Consider the following 13976-nt stretch of genomic DNA (forward strand, 5'->3'; position numbering starts at 1 on the left):
GAATCAGTTGGGTGTGATAGCCGGCTGCGCAGGCAAAGTGGTGCGTTCGGGAATGTTCGGAGTGGGTGCCGACGACTCGTAGGTGAACGTCGGACCGGTGTGTGGGCTGACCGTCTCCGAACGTGATGATTGGCTTACCGCAACGAGAGCACTGACCTGCAGAGTTATCGCTACCACGACAAACGGGACCGAGCCCACCGCGTAAAACCATGTGAGTCTCTTCGTCGAATCCATGGACGTCGGGCGTCGCCAAAATCGAACGAGGCCTCCAACAGGTCCCCAAAATCGTAACCGTTTTGCCGACAGATAGGTGCGATACGACTTGCTCGCTATCGCGCCTGGGTAGACGGAGCTACTCCGAGCCGTAATGGTTCCACCGAGCTTTGCCTCGGGAAGGTGTTGATTGAGTACATATTCGAGCGATTTTCCCTGATCCACAGCCGCTTTCAAAAACACGTGGTACCAGTAACGGTCCACGAAGTAGAACGCATACCAGAGCATAAGTCCGACTAGAGAAACTGTTGCCCCAAGACTGAGAAAACCGATTCGGGTCGAGTCTTTTGCGGCCAGCCCCGCTGCGCCCAGCGTGAATGTGGCTACAGTCAGCGCAAGCCCGCGGATACGCCACTGAATGTCGTTGAAGTGTTGTTGGACATCAACGGTTTTTTTCCAGATGTCAACGTAGAGCCCGAGCTGCTCGGCAAGCTTGAGCTGATTGGGGTCGGTGCTCGGTGCGTTGCCTCCGTTGCCCGCCATGGCCCGAACTGTAGCTGGCTATTGCCCGAATGCGCGAGCGATCTGTTCGAAACTGCGGTCGCACACCAGCGATGGAGGGCTAATCGACTCCCGTGAAGCAGCGAGCCGCTGCTCTCGTTCGACATCGGCGTCGGTCCAATGCGTTACCCGCCGGAGCAGGTCGTACTCGTCGCGGCTGTGGGATTCGCCGTACTGCGCGTGTACATCGAACACGCCTACGCTTTGGGCCATTGCCACGTCCTTCATGATGTTGTCGCCGATATAGACTGCCTGCTCGGGCTCCACGCACTGATCCGCAAGGATGGTACGCAGTATCTCCTCGCTGGGTTTGACGACGCCGTCAGGCGTGTGACGGTGAGCGGTTTGCTCGAGCAGCGCGTCTGCACCTGATTCTTGACCCGCTGGAAGTTGATGGTCGGGAGCGGAATACAAAGTGTCGATGAGCCCGTCCAGTCCGGTCTTTTGAATCCGCCATGCGCTCCAGAAGGACTGCGATTCGGTGTAGGCAACCACCCGGATATCGGCCGCCCGCAGAGCGTGCAGGGTGGCGCGTACACCGGGATACAACACCGTTTTCAACTTTCGGCTCGAACGAAACCGGTGGAGCACCTCGTCGAATCGTTTGGATGGCGAAGTAGGTGCTGCAGCAGTGACGATCGAGGGGATCTCGTTGAGAAGGTTGGAGTATTCCGACGTGCCGTAGAAGCGATGAATGGCACGGATCTCTTTTTCGAGCTGAGCACGGGGCGTTCCGGTCGCATGCGCGAGGTCGTCGAAGAGTGTGGAGTAGGTTGCGTGCCAAATGCCTACCCAATCCCACAGAGTGTTGTCGAGATCTGTTACCAGCAGAGTGCGGGTCCCCTTCATCACGCAGCAACCCTAACTCTGCACTGTGACATCGAACGGCCGCGCCTTTCGGGAGCACAACGGACGCTCCAGAACGTCCGGCTACAAACCGTACCTGGTCCTGGTATCCGTGGAGTGCAGCGCAATCGTATGGTCCGTACACTGCGCTGCACTCCGCTTGAACGGTACGTCATCGTCGAAAGCTGGCGGAGTTGAAGACCTACTCGCGGTCTGCGCAGACTTATCCAGCTCGTCTGGCCCTGGTACGAAGTCTTCTGCGACCTGCCACCTGACGTGCAATAGTTGTCGATCGATGACCGGCGGTGAGTGTTCCGAATCGTGGAGCGACGTGCATCATGTCGAAGTCGCCGCCGCCGGTCCATCCGACCTCACTCGTCACACCACCTTTGTCGGTTCCAGCTGCTACGCGTTCCAACCTCGGAAACGTGAAATCGAGGACTGTTTGGGTGTTTCTTTCTACGGTGATCCAGCGTCGTCCCATTTTGTGGGCGGTTGCCGCGGTAGTTCCTGACCCGGCGAACAGATCCAGCACCAGTTCACCTGGATTGGTAGCGATGTGGATGATGCGTTCGAGCAGCTCTTCGGGTTTGGGGGTGTCGAAAACCGAAACGTCGGGGAACAGGTCCTGCAGATGACGCTTTGCGGCATCGTTTGTCCCGACGTCCGCTGAGCCCCAGACGGTGAAGGGGACGAGGCCGCGTAGCTGATGAGCGAAGAGCTTGATGCGAGGGGAGCCGCTGCCGCCTTTGGGGAACCAGATTCGGTCGTCGGCCAGCAAATCTTTGAATGTGGTTTCGGTGGCGTACCAGGAGCGCGAGCGTGGGGGTCGCAGTACGGACCCGGACGGGGTGACGATGTCGTATTGCTGGGCTTTGCGGAAACCAGGAGCAGTGAAGGGCGCGTCCGACCACGGTCCCCGTGGATCGTCGTCCCTGTTCTGCATCAAGGCTTCGTCCTTGTTCAACAGGTTTCGTGAGGTCTTCCACGCGCGGGGTCCGCTCGGCGCGTACACCAAGATTGTGTCGTGATTGCTGCTGAACGCGGCGCGGGAGTCGCGGGTGGTCCGTTTCTGCCACACCACAGAGGCAACGAACGCGCGGTCGCCGAACACCTCATCCATGACCGCGCGCGCACGATGGACTTCGGAATCGTCGAGATGAACCCAGATCGAGGCGTCGACGTGCAGAATCGGCTTCAGCGCGGCGAGGCGGTCGCGCAGCATTGACAACCACATCGGACGGGCCAGGTTGTCGCCGTACTGGTTGAAGCTCTTGCCTGTGTTGAAGGGGGGGTCGATATAAACCAGACGTACCTTGTCGACGTCGAAAACCTGAGTCCGCTGCAGGCTCTCCAACGCGTCGAAGCCATCGCCGACGACGAGCACGTTCGACTGAGGTCCGAAATCACCTGGGTAAATCGCTGCAGTCTTGAGAGGCTTGGTCAGGCGGCGGTCCGTCGGCTGCACCCACTCGTACGACGTCAGCCCGGAAGCGCGCAGGGGCAGGTCCTTGTTCGGCCATACGAGCTCGACCGCGTCGACCATCTCACGTCTCCTCTATGAACACTGGTCATCACCTCTCGATGACCAACTGGCAATAGGATGACAGTAGCCAGTGACATCTACATCGGGTGTCGGACACGACGGAGGATCGCTATTACCCGCCTCACCGGGCCTGCTGCACTAGATCAGGCTCCGCCTATATCGAAGCCCTTCATCCGGTGGGCGGGCGGAAAAACTAGACTCCTGCCCAAGATCGTGCCCTACGTCCCGGCGTCCTTCGTCAACTATCACGAACCTTTCCTCGGTGGCGGCGCGATGTTCTTCGCAGTCCGGGGCCGAATCGGCGAGCGCGCTCACCTAGCCGACCTGAACGGTCATCTGGTGAATGCGTGGAACGCTGTCCGCGACAGCCACCGCGAACTGCGACCGCTCCTCGACTGGTACGAACGCAACGACTCTGAGGAGTTTTACTACTCTGTTCGGGCAGAACAACCCGAGGGCCCCGTCGAACAAGCTGCCCGGTTCTTATATCTGAACGCCACGAGCTGGAACCACCTGTGGCGTGAGAACAGTAAGACCGGTGCGATGAATGCGCCGTGGGGCAATCGTTTCTTCCGTAACTTCGACGATGAACGGCTGGCGACTCTCAAGGGGGTGCTGAGCATCGCGGATGTACGCCACGAAGATTTCCGTGACGCGCTCGCCCGCCCGCAACGCGGTGACTTCGTGTACCTGGACCCGCCCTACCTACCGGTCTTCACCAACCCGGGCGAGAAAGAACCGACTTCGAAGTTCAACAAGTACACCGCCAAGGTCTTCGGCCAAACGGACCTCGAGGAGCTCGCCGACCTGTGTACTGACTTGACTGCCCGCGGGGTCAAGTGGGTGATGTCGAATCGAGACACCACGGCCGTGCGCAGTCTCTTCCCTCATGCCGATATCGTCTCGTTCACCACGTATCGATCGGTGGCCGCACAAAACAGGCGAAACGTGGAAGCTCAACGGTCCCCAGAGGCCATCATCGTCGGAAGGTAACGCATGCCCCACCGCGCCGTAGAAGGTGTGTTCGTCGTTTTCTACGGGAAGACAAGTCATAAAGCTGTCTACGGCCGCGATCTTGTGGATGCAGTAGAGGGCGGCTACACCAAGGACTACCTGCAGTTAACACAGGACGGCGCTTTCAAAGAAGCGCTCGAGCAGATGTTTCCTCGCACAGACCCCGGCAGCAAGTCCACGCAGATCGACTATCGGTGGCCCGGTGATTCCATCGGTGGAACCATCGAGTTCGAGTCAGCTGACCGCCCCCACTTGGCATGGCTCAAAAGCAAAGGTGCGCCGGCGGCGTGGAAGATGCACCCTGCACCGACCAGCAACGGCCCGGAAACGATCGTCGGCGATCCTGCAGTCACCACCAGCGCGCAGGCCGACCAGCAACTCGACGCCCTGGTCGCCTCTGGCGTTCAACCGTATCTGGTCGCCGTCAAACTCAAGGACGAAGCGAACGTCCTGCACGTCCGCGTCTACATCGACAATCCGCCGCCGGAATACGCGTTCGCAAGCGTCGAGTTACTGCCACCGCAGATTCGTAAACTCGTCGCTACAGCCACCCCGGGTCGCAACTTCAAATGGCTCACAGTCGACAGTCACGCCGCCGTAATGACTCCGGCGATCGCCTCGATGGTGGAACGCCTGGAGGAAAACCCCGCGCTGTTGCTCATGGGCCCTCCAGGAACGGGCAAAACAGTCCTCTTAGAACAACTCGTCGACTTCATCGAAAATCCGGGCCGCGGCATCCTCTTCGACCCAAATATCAACCACGACGCGTGGCGTGAGACAGAAGAGTCTCCAGTGGGCAAGACTCGCAGCGTCGTATTCCACCCGAGCTACACCTACAGCGACCTCATGGTCGGACTGCTGCCGCACCCCGTCGGTGACAACGCGGTCGGGATCAAGGTGTCGACCGGTCCATTGGTCAACCTCGCCCACTACGCGTCCGCCGAGGGCAAACGGGCTCTGCTCGTTCTCGACGAATTCAACCGCGGAAACGCAGCTGCCATTCTCGGAGACGCTCTGGTCCTGATCGACAAAGACAAGCGAGGCCGCGCGTTCGTAGACCTACCCTACGGCGACCTGGGAATCAACGTACCCGACGAGTTCGCTGCAGACGGATCGACGTCGGTCTCTCCACATTTCACACTCCCCGAAACCTTGTGGATTGTCGCAGCGATGAATACTTCAGACCGCTCCGTCGCGCCACTCGACGCGGCACTACGCCGCCGATTCAGCATCTACGAGATGCCACCGGACTACGAAGTTCTGGCGCAGCATCTGGGCTCCGACGAAACTGCCGATCTCACCGAAGACCTCGACGCGTGGACGCTCGGACACGTCGGACAGTTGTCGATCGAGCTGCTGGCCGCGCTGAACACCCGTATCGACGCAGTGCTCGGACCTGACTTCCGCCTCGGCCAATCACATCTGTGGCACGTGAGGGGAGACACAGTCGAACAAGTGCTCATCTCATTGATCGCGGCGTTCGACTACCGAGTAGTTCCTACTCTGCGGCTCTCGCTCCAAGATGACGACGGAGCCCTGGCAGCTATCCTGCGCGCTGGCACGGCCTCCGCCCCCGCATCGGGGTCCATCGCAGCAAGCTGGGTTCCAGCCAGCCCCGACCTCGGAACCTACGGAACTGACCGCCTACACGTGCGTCCACTGTCGAATGAACCGCTGCATTCCGGGTTCATCGAGTTGCGTCGCCAGGCTGGGTTGTAACCGGTGGCAGAGCGGTACCAGTTCGTCGAGAATGCTTCGCAGTCTGTGAATTTCGAGCTGCAGACGCAACTCGGGATCGCGGACACCACCCTGCGGGGGCAACTACGACCACGACTACCGCAACTGACAATTGAGGGCAACAACGTCACCCTTAGGAACATTGTCGGATCATTCCGCCTCCCGAACGATTCGATAGTGGACGTCGAGCCGAAAACGACCGTGGGGCAGGATTGGCCCCAAGCTGTCATTGATCTACTTGAACCGAACACAAGGTTGATGGTCACCGGCTCGAGACGCTCGGAGCCGGCAGCCCGCCGCCCGTTGTCAAGTGCTCTGGCCCTCGAATACGCACGACGTCTGCAGAGTGCACTCGAAAGCGACGGGCCCATACTGGCCTACGAACAACTACAGGTCAGAGATCGCAAGCTCGATGGCAAACTGAACGTCACAGAGTGGCTCCGCACCGCGCTTCTCGACCCCGCACGGTTTCCACTCACACGAAACCATCTCACCAGCGGAAACGACTTCGCCCGCGGCCTTTCAATCGTGGCGGGACTCCTAGGTCGGGAGACGGAAAGTGGTGACCTGTCGGCAACGCTACGCCGATTACAAGTCGCCGTAGTTCCCGGGCAGCCCGTCCCCAACTATGTTGCACCGCATGTTGCGCTGCGCTCCCTTCCGCAACAGTGGGGTAAGTATCAACCCGCTTGGGATATCGCCGCAGCCCTACTGCGCCACCGATCTGTCATCGGGGACCCCGGCCGGGCAGCCGGCGTCGAAGTGGCCGTCGAACCCTGGCCACTGCTCGAGACTGCGCTCACCCGAGCCCTGAAGGCATTGGAATCGGTGCATGGCGGTTGGCGTCATGCACCGAAGCGAAAACACAGATTGTTGAGTGCCGGAGACAAAGTCAAACTGCGAGTGGAGCCCGATGGCCTTCTTCTTCGCGACGGCCGGGTCGCCGCGTCGTTCGAATGCAAATACACCATGCCTGGTCCCGTGCCAGACGAAGGCCATGTGCACCAAACCCTCACGACGGCAGCAGCAATCGGCTCACCCATCGCTGTAATTGTCTACCCAGGGAACCAACCAACGGTTCACTACGACATCTCCGGTTTCGATGGAACGCCTCGACGTCTGTGCACACTCGGCTTATCGCTATTCGGCTATCGTCGCGTCGACGGCAATCAGCACAGAGCCGCGGCCATCATCGACGCGATCTCCGGACGCGCAGGGCCCACCCATTTTCTCGGTGGCCAATAGATACACAGCACGAGCAACCAGGAGTCTGTCCTAACTCGCTAGCGAAGCACTTACTTCAGGTGCCGGTACAACGTCGACCGTGACACCCCGAGCACCTCTCGAATGTCGGCCAGCGACATTCCACCCGACCGCATCCGCTTCGCTTGCTTAATCTGCGCACCGGACATCGCCGGCGGCCGGCCACCCAACCGGCCCTGGGCCCGTGCCACCGCCAACCCCATGTTGGTCCGCTGACGAGGCTCAGCGAAATTCCCCAACCGCGCTCACCGAAATTCCCCACTCGTGAGCGGTCTTCACTGTAGTGGTTGGCGGGTTCCGGTGGTGGCTTTGCGGAGCTTCTCCGATCTGGCGTTGTGGTCCCGTAACCGGTAGGAATCGCCGTCGAGGTTGAGCACGACGGAGCGATGCAGGAGCCGGTCGAGCATGGCTGCGGCGACGGTGTTGTCACCGAGCACTTCACCCCAGGATCCGACACCGCGGTTGGTGGTCATCACGATCGATGTCTTCATATACCGTTGCGAGACAACCTGAAACAGCGCCGACGCTGCCTCACCGGGTAGCGGTAGGTAGCCGAGCTCGTCGATCACCAGCAGCGTCGGGCCGGCGTAGAAACGCATTGTGGTCGCCCACCGCCCCTCCAGTGCTGCCCGGTGGCAGCGGGCAGCGAGATCGGCAGCGGTGGTGAAATACGTCCGATACCCGGCATGCGCAGCAGCCCTCGCGAGCCCGACCGACAGATGCGTCTTGCCGACCCCGGGAGGGCCGATGAGCAGCACATTCGTCGCCGTCTCCAAGTAGCGGCAGGTCGCGAGCTCGTCGATGAGCTTGCGGTCGATACCGGCCGCGGCGTCGTAGTCGAAGTCCTCGAGCGATGCCGGCGTCGGCAAACACGCGAACCGCAACCTGCCGGTCAAACGCCGTGCCTCGGTGGCCTCGACTTCGATCGAAAGCAACCGATCCAACGCCGCGGTCATCGACAGCTCCTCGGCCGCTGCTTGGTCGAGGACCGAAGGCAACGCTTCGGCGGCGTCGTGCAATTTCAGGACCGCCAGATGCCCACGCAGGCGTTGATAGAGACTCGCCGCTTCGGTCGTGTTCGGTGCCGGCATCCGGTCACCTGTTTTCTTGTCGACCATCAGAGGGTGTTCCTTCCGTGTGCGGCTCGTTCGTAGACCGACAGGTCGTAGATGACCGCGCCGGTGCCAGTGGATTCAGTTGCATGACTGCCGATTTCGCGCTGACCATCCCCGGAGGACAGTGTCGATTCGGCCGACGCTCGGAGCTTCTCGGCAGCAGCGAGAGCGTCGGGTCCGGGTGGGATCCGTTCTTTCCGGCGGTGCGGGCGGCCGGTGTTCGCACCCGACATCGCTGCTTGTTCGAGGGCGTAGACATGTCCGTGATCGCGGACCATCGCCCCAGTCCCATCGGCAGCGAGATGGTGCCGGGCAATGGTGATGCCCGATGTGGTGACGATGTCGATGACATCGGCGCCCAGAACATGCGTCACTGTCACAGCGGCACAGGCGAGTTCGGGTGGCACCGAATACCGGTTACCGCGATAGGACACCAACGCTTGGCGCGAGACGACCCGGTCGGTGCTCATGATCGCCGGATACGCAGCCGCCGGCAACGGATGCAACCCCTCGGTGGTGGCGATCGTCCCCACCGACGCCCTCCCGTCCTTCGTCGGTCGCAGCCGGGTGTCACCGCGCAGGCTGCAGAACCGGTCGAGGCTTGCTTGGGCTTGTTCGACGGTCAGATCGTCGGCGACTGTGCGCCACCACCGTTGCGCTGCAGTGTGATTGGACTTCTCCACCGCGCCTTTGCGGTTGCCTCGGCGGGGTGGGCAGATGGCGACGGAGACACCGTAATATTTGGCGACGCCGGCGAAGCTGGCCGTGATGCGGCCGGAGTCGGGGTGGCAGACTGTCGCCATCCGATCGAACCGCCACACGCGGCTGACGCCGCCGAGGCCTCGGCAGATGCGGTCGAGTCCGTCGACGACATGGGGTTGGGTCATGTCCGGGGCGAGGATCCCGCGCCATTTGCCCGAGCAGGCCAGCGTTCCGACGAACAGATGTGCCATCGAGCCCCATCCCCAGGAGTCGGGTGGGTTCGGTAGATCGACCCAATCCCATTGTGTCTCTTCACCGGGCGGGTGATCGATGACTGCGTTGGGTCTTTCGGTTGCGGTGAGGCAGGCTTTGCAGATCGGGCGAAGTTTCAGTTCTCGGATCTTGCGGTGCAGCGTTTGATACGACATCGAATATCCGAGGTCTTCGAGCTCGTCGCAGAGGGTGCGGACCCACAGGTGTGGGTCTTCGGACAGGCGTGCGGTGACGTAGGCGAGGAACACCTCGAAGGGGTCCGGGATGCTGCGTTTACGCACTCCGGGTGTGGTGGTCCCGTTGAGGTAGGACCGGATGGTCTTGCGGTCGCGGCCGGTGTGCCGTGCGATGTCGGCGATCTTCCAGCCTCGTTGATGCAGGGCGTGTATTTCCACGTCTTCCTCCCGTGTAAGCATGAGGAGCGGGTCTCCTTCGGGTAGCTGGTGTGTGGTCAGAGACCATCAGCATCCGGGGAGACCCGCCCTCGTTGGCGGTGCCACACGGGTGGGGAATTTCAGTGAGCGTCAGTGGGGAATTTCGATGAGCGCCGTCACCGCTCCCGAATCAGGTTGCGCTCGAACTCCGCCAACGCCCCGAAGATCGAGTAGATCAACTTCCCTCCGGAGGTGGTCGTGTCGATTGCTTCAGTCAACGACCGAAACCCAATGCCGTCGACGTCGAGCTGCTCGACCGTTTCGAGAAGATGGGGGAGTGATCGTCCAAGACGGTCGAGGCGCCACACCACCAGTGTGTCCCCGCGCCGCAGATGCGAGAACAGGTCTGAGAGCTGTGGACGGGACGTTGTCGCACCGCTTGCGGTCTCCGTCCATACTTTCGAACACCCTGCGGCGCTCAGCGCTTCTCTCTGCGCATCGACGCTCTGATCGGTCGTCGACACCCTCGCGTACCCCAATAGTTCACCCACAAGAGTCGAGTGTGTCAGAACTCGTCGTATAGACACATTTGAACGTCGAGGTTTTGGACATGAGTTCTGACACATGCGTTTCTCGTCGTCGGTGTGTCAACTACTCAACGTGTCTAAAACGACCGTTAAAGACACATGCGTCGGGTGTCCATGCAGATCGATAAACTTGCGAGCATGAGTAAGCACAAGAAGGGCGACGTCGTCGTCGCAACCAAAGACACATCGGTGGGGTCATCAGAAACAACGTGCCGAAGGGGTCGAAAGGTGTAGTCACCGAATCGCCGTGGTTCGGTGACGCGACCGTACTGTTCACCGTCACGGGCATGTTCGGCGACAAGAAAGTCGCAGTCACGGTGAACGATAACGAAGTTCACTGAGGACTCGTACTTACCCTAGCTGTCAGGGGAGATGTATCCATCGTGAGCGTTGATCTTCCGCGCATGAGCAAGAGCTGCGTCGCGGTCAGACTCGGAATACACGCTCTCCAAGGTCAACTCGACAAATTTGACGACCGACAGGACTTCCTTGCCGCTGCGGCCACTTGCGTGAGTGCCCTCGTTACCTACCGCCCGCGTGGCCTGCAACATCTCAACTATTTCTGCGTACTGCGGATGGGCGTCTCCGAACATTTTCAGGCGCTTGTGCAGCGAGTACGGGCGAGGATCGGTGCCGCCGGGCGGAAACTTGTCGATTCCCTGCTCGTCCAGCAAGATTTCCACGGACTTGCGCAGCGACCACAACGCGGCATCAGGATTCGACCACACCAGAGCCCCCACATTAGCGAGCTCTGAGGAAACACTCCCCGGGGTTCCCGCCGGAACGTCGACGATCCGCAACGCCGGATGAAACCACCGAACCGTAAAGTACGTCACCCACGGATCATCCTCGTAGTACCCAGTAGCGTAATCAACCCCAACGTCACCTGAAACATGAACTCTATCACCGCAATCGGTGGTATTTCCGCAACGCAAGACTGCCCCGAACGTACCCGCAATGTCGGTCGGATCGCCCCAGTCCTGCCAGTCACGAGTCGCGGCGGTCTGAGTCCACTCCACCTTGGTCGCCGGGTCCGCTGAAGCCTGCAGAGTCAGATGCCCGTTATCGCACACAGGGCACTTGATACTCGGCCACGCGCCCTCCTCGAACGGAACCACCAACTTCTCCGCAAAAGCCTTCACCACGAAAACCAACCCCTCCCACTCCGACAACGAGCCCGACCACCCTCATCCAAACGCACACCGCACCCCCAAGAAGACGATTCCGCCAAAACGCTAGCTGCCATTGCGCTACCGCGACACCGAGCGCGGCCCGTCTCCGTAGCTCCCGCACAACCGGCTCGCGAGCTCCACGGCCGGGAGGTGGCCACCGCCGGCGTCGACGCGAGGTGTTGCATTCCGCCTGCCGGCGGTGCCGGCCACCCTGCGGGCGTCCCCCGAACCGAGCTCCGCTGCGCTCCGCACCGCGAAAGAGCATTCGATTTCTTGTCGCACATCTGGCTCCCGGCGATACTGCATCACCCGTGCCCGCCGCCTCAACCCCTCGCTCCGCTCCGCTACGACCGAAGGCTCCGAACACTTTTCGTCCCGTGCTCGCTGCGCTCCCACGAAAACTGTCCGAGACGAGGGGTTGCCCCGTCGTTCCCGTGCGCTGCTGTCTCTCCTCACGCCAGATGACGGCGACAAGAAATTGGCAGAGCAGGCCGGGGGACCGGTCACGAGGCAGGAGGCACCAGTCATGGCCACACGAACCAAGACCAGCGCAGCGGACAAAGCCGAAGCACGCCGCGAGCTGGCGGCATCACTGCACACCTCGATCACCGACAAGGTAGCCGAGCTGACCAGCTCCGACACTTGGCGCGCCTACCTCGACCACGTGGCCTCGTTCCACTCCTACAGTTTCAATAACGTCCTACTAATCCTCAGTCAGAAACCAGAGGCAACGCAGGTCGCCGGATTCCGTGCCTGGCAGCAACGCGGGCGGCAGGTTCGTAAGGGCGAGAAAGCAATCCGGATCTACGGCTACAGCTCCCGCACCGTCACCGAGACCGACCCCGACACCGGCGACGAAGAGACCCGCAAGGTGCCCACGTTCCCGATTCTGTCGGTGTTCGACCACTCCCAAACCGACCCGATCGAGGGACACCCCCAGCCCGAAGACATCACCCAGCTGCTCACCGGCGCCGATCCGGACGCGATCTACGACCGCGTCGCCGCGATCATGACCGGGCGCGGATGGACCGTCACCCGCGAGGCGATCGCCACCAGCGCGAACGGCTACACCACCACCGACGGCTCCCACCGGATCGTCGTCGACGCAGCCCTCGAACCGGCAGCGGCCGCGAAAACGATGATCCACGAGGCAGCGCACGCGATCATGCACGCACCCGACCTCATCGGCCCCGAAGCCCGAAAGGACCTGCACCGGGGCCGGATGGAGGTCGAAGCCGAATCCGTCGCATACGTCCTGGCCGGGATGCTCGGACTCGACACCAGCGCCTACAGCGTCGGCTACATCGCCGGATGGGCAGCAGGAGACCTCGAGCAGGTCACTGCCACAGCGAAAGCGGTACTGACCGCTGTGCACGAGCTGGCCGACGCCCTCGACCCTGCCGCCGCCGAGTCGGTCGACGCCGAGGCCACCGGAGACGCCGCGTAGGGGCCGGGGATGGGTCCGCCGACTGTACGTCTGGCCGGCGGATCAGGCCACCTGCGGTGTCCACCGAATCGAGCTCCGCTGCGCTCCGCACCGTGGAAGAGCAAAGACGTTTTTTCACTCCGGTTCTGGCTACCGGCGAGCATTCATCACCCGTGCCCGCCGACTCAACCCCTCGCTCCGCTGCGCTACGGCCAAGGCTCCGAACACTTTTCGTAGAGCAGTCGCTGCGCTCCCACGAAAACTGTCCGGCCGAGGGGTTGCCCCGTCGTCCCCGTGCGCTGACTTCTCTCCTCACGCCAGAAACGGCGAAAAAACGTGGGGGAGGACGCAAGACCGACCCGGCACCAGTTCCGAAGGGCAGCAACAGTTATGACCGAGACCACGAACACCGAGATCGCTACCTGCATCGCGGACGGACCCGACTGCACCGGCGACGTCGAATACCGGGACGCACTATCCGGAACCGGGGTATCGCACCCGAGATGCGACAAGCACTGGCAAGACCGCCTCGACCTCGAGGGCGACCTCCGACGCCGCTACCCGGCCCACGCACCCGCCGACTTCGACCCCACCTACGCAGGGGAGCGGTGGGACGAGGACTACTGACCCGCCACGCCCACCACCGATCGACCAGACAGAGGAGCAAGTCATGACCGCCAACGACAACGACATCGACGACTACTGGACCATCTACGACAAGGCCCTCGACGCGGCCGCCGAATGCCGGAGCGTCGAATCGCTGATCGACACCCTGGGCCGCTACTACCCGCCCTCGTCCGGAGTCGCGTTCTTCCCCAACGGAGCCGACCGCGACCTACTCGGCACACTCACCGACGCCGGACACTTCGATACCGTGTGGATCCAAGCGGACTACCACTTCGCGCTCCGTGACGGCCGAGGAGACGGATTCACCTACATCGAAGGCGACATCGTCCGCGGAACCGCACGCCTGTGACCACCCGCCCCGGTGCCTGACGGCACCGGGGCGACCAACCTCGCACCACCTGGAAGGAACGCCCCTGATGCCCGCACAAGCAGTGAACACTGGACACAGGGTCGCTAGGCACCACGATTGACCTACCGCACAAGTGACCGGTGTGTCTTTCCCAAGACGCGTCGTCGCGGT

General features: G+C 61.6%; 13 protein-coding genes and 1 pseudogene. 6 read left to right on the forward strand and 8 right to left on the reverse strand.

What is annotated here, in order from left to right:
- Positions 1 to 3 precede the first annotated feature (3 nt).
- From AB0P23_RS20345 to AB0P23_RS20355, 3 genes are all read right to left on the reverse strand, one after another.
- Entirely contained in the window at positions 4 to 756 is a 753-nt protein-coding gene (locus AB0P23_RS20345; RefSeq protein ID WP_335743438.1) for a hypothetical protein, read from the reverse strand.
- 18 nt (positions 757 to 774) lie between these two features.
- Positions 775 to 1623, reverse strand: a complete 849-nt coding sequence (locus tag AB0P23_RS20350; protein WP_335743445.1) for an HAD family hydrolase — start codon at positions 1621 to 1623, stop codon at positions 775 to 777.
- A gap of 220 nt (positions 1624 to 1843) precedes the next feature.
- On the reverse strand, positions 1844 to 3166 hold the full coding sequence (locus tag AB0P23_RS20355; RefSeq protein ID WP_335743439.1) for a site-specific DNA-methyltransferase: 1323 nt from the start codon (positions 3164 to 3166) through the stop codon (positions 1844 to 1846).
- A 57-nt stretch (positions 3167 to 3223) separates the two neighbouring features.
- Here AB0P23_RS20355 and AB0P23_RS20360 point away from each other — a divergent pair, with 57 nt between their 5' ends.
- Genes AB0P23_RS20360 through AB0P23_RS20370 form a run of 3 tightly spaced genes read left to right on the forward strand, consistent with a single transcriptional unit; the run spans position 3224 to position 7162 of the window.
- Entirely contained in the window at positions 3224 to 4159 is a 936-nt protein-coding gene (locus AB0P23_RS20360) for a DNA adenine methylase (RefSeq protein ID WP_335743440.1), read from the forward strand.
- A gap of 3 nt (positions 4160 to 4162) precedes the next feature.
- On the forward strand, positions 4163 to 5899 hold the full coding sequence (locus AB0P23_RS20365) for an AAA family ATPase (RefSeq protein WP_335743441.1): 1737 nt from the start codon (positions 4163 to 4165) through the stop codon (positions 5897 to 5899).
- Positions 5900 to 5902: 3 nt separating this feature from the next.
- The gene (locus AB0P23_RS20370; protein ID WP_363799085.1) at positions 5903 to 7162 is read left to right on the forward strand and encodes a hypothetical protein; all 1260 of its coding nucleotides are present in this window, start codon (positions 5903 to 5905) and stop codon (positions 7160 to 7162) included.
- 50 nt (positions 7163 to 7212) lie between these two features.
- Here AB0P23_RS20370 and AB0P23_RS20375 read toward each other — a convergent pair whose 3' ends face one another.
- From AB0P23_RS20375 to AB0P23_RS20395, 5 genes and pseudogenes are all read right to left on the reverse strand, one after another.
- On the reverse strand, positions 7213 to 7383 hold the full coding sequence (locus AB0P23_RS20375) for a helix-turn-helix domain-containing protein (RefSeq protein WP_363799095.1): 171 nt from the start codon (positions 7381 to 7383) through the stop codon (positions 7213 to 7215).
- Positions 7384 to 7455: 72 nt separating this feature from the next.
- The gene (gene istB / locus AB0P23_RS20380) at positions 7456 to 8298 is read right to left on the reverse strand and encodes an IS21-like element helper ATPase IstB (protein WP_206497614.1); all 843 of its coding nucleotides are present in this window, start codon (positions 8296 to 8298) and stop codon (positions 7456 to 7458) included.
- Complete coding sequence (locus AB0P23_RS20385) at positions 8298 to 9686, reverse strand: IS21 family transposase (RefSeq protein ID WP_363799087.1); 1389 nt, start codon at positions 9684 to 9686, stop codon at positions 8298 to 8300. Before AB0P23_RS20385 ends, istB begins: the two co-directional genes overlap by 1 nt.
- A gap of 137 nt (positions 9687 to 9823) precedes the next feature.
- Positions 9824 to 10195, reverse strand: a pseudogene (locus tag AB0P23_RS20390) (recombinase family protein); the annotation flags it as partial.
- A gap of 392 nt (positions 10196 to 10587) precedes the next feature.
- Complete coding sequence (locus AB0P23_RS20395) at positions 10588 to 11403, reverse strand: DUF4145 domain-containing protein (RefSeq protein WP_363799089.1); 816 nt, start codon at positions 11401 to 11403, stop codon at positions 10588 to 10590.
- Between the two features lie 526 nt (positions 11404 to 11929).
- Here AB0P23_RS20395 and AB0P23_RS20400 point away from each other — a divergent pair.
- The 3 genes from AB0P23_RS20400 (at position 11930) to AB0P23_RS20410 (ending at position 13805) form a co-directional block, all read left to right on the forward strand.
- The gene (locus tag AB0P23_RS20400) at positions 11930 to 12850 is read left to right on the forward strand and encodes an ArdC-like ssDNA-binding domain-containing protein (RefSeq protein ID WP_335743460.1); all 921 of its coding nucleotides are present in this window, start codon (positions 11930 to 11932) and stop codon (positions 12848 to 12850) included.
- Positions 12851 to 13219: 369 nt separating this feature from the next.
- Positions 13220 to 13456, forward strand: coding sequence for a hypothetical protein (locus AB0P23_RS20405; protein WP_335743461.1), 237 nt, complete (start codon positions 13220 to 13222; stop codon positions 13454 to 13456).
- 43 nt (positions 13457 to 13499) lie between these two features.
- Entirely contained in the window at positions 13500 to 13805 is a 306-nt protein-coding gene (locus AB0P23_RS20410; protein WP_335743462.1) for a hypothetical protein, read from the forward strand.
- Positions 13806 to 13976 lie beyond the last annotated feature (171 nt).

It is taken from the genome of Rhodococcus sp. NPDC077669 (assembly GCF_040686915.1).
GTDB classification, from domain to species: domain Bacteria; phylum Actinomycetota; class Actinomycetes; order Mycobacteriales; family Mycobacteriaceae; genus Rhodococcoides; species Rhodococcoides fascians.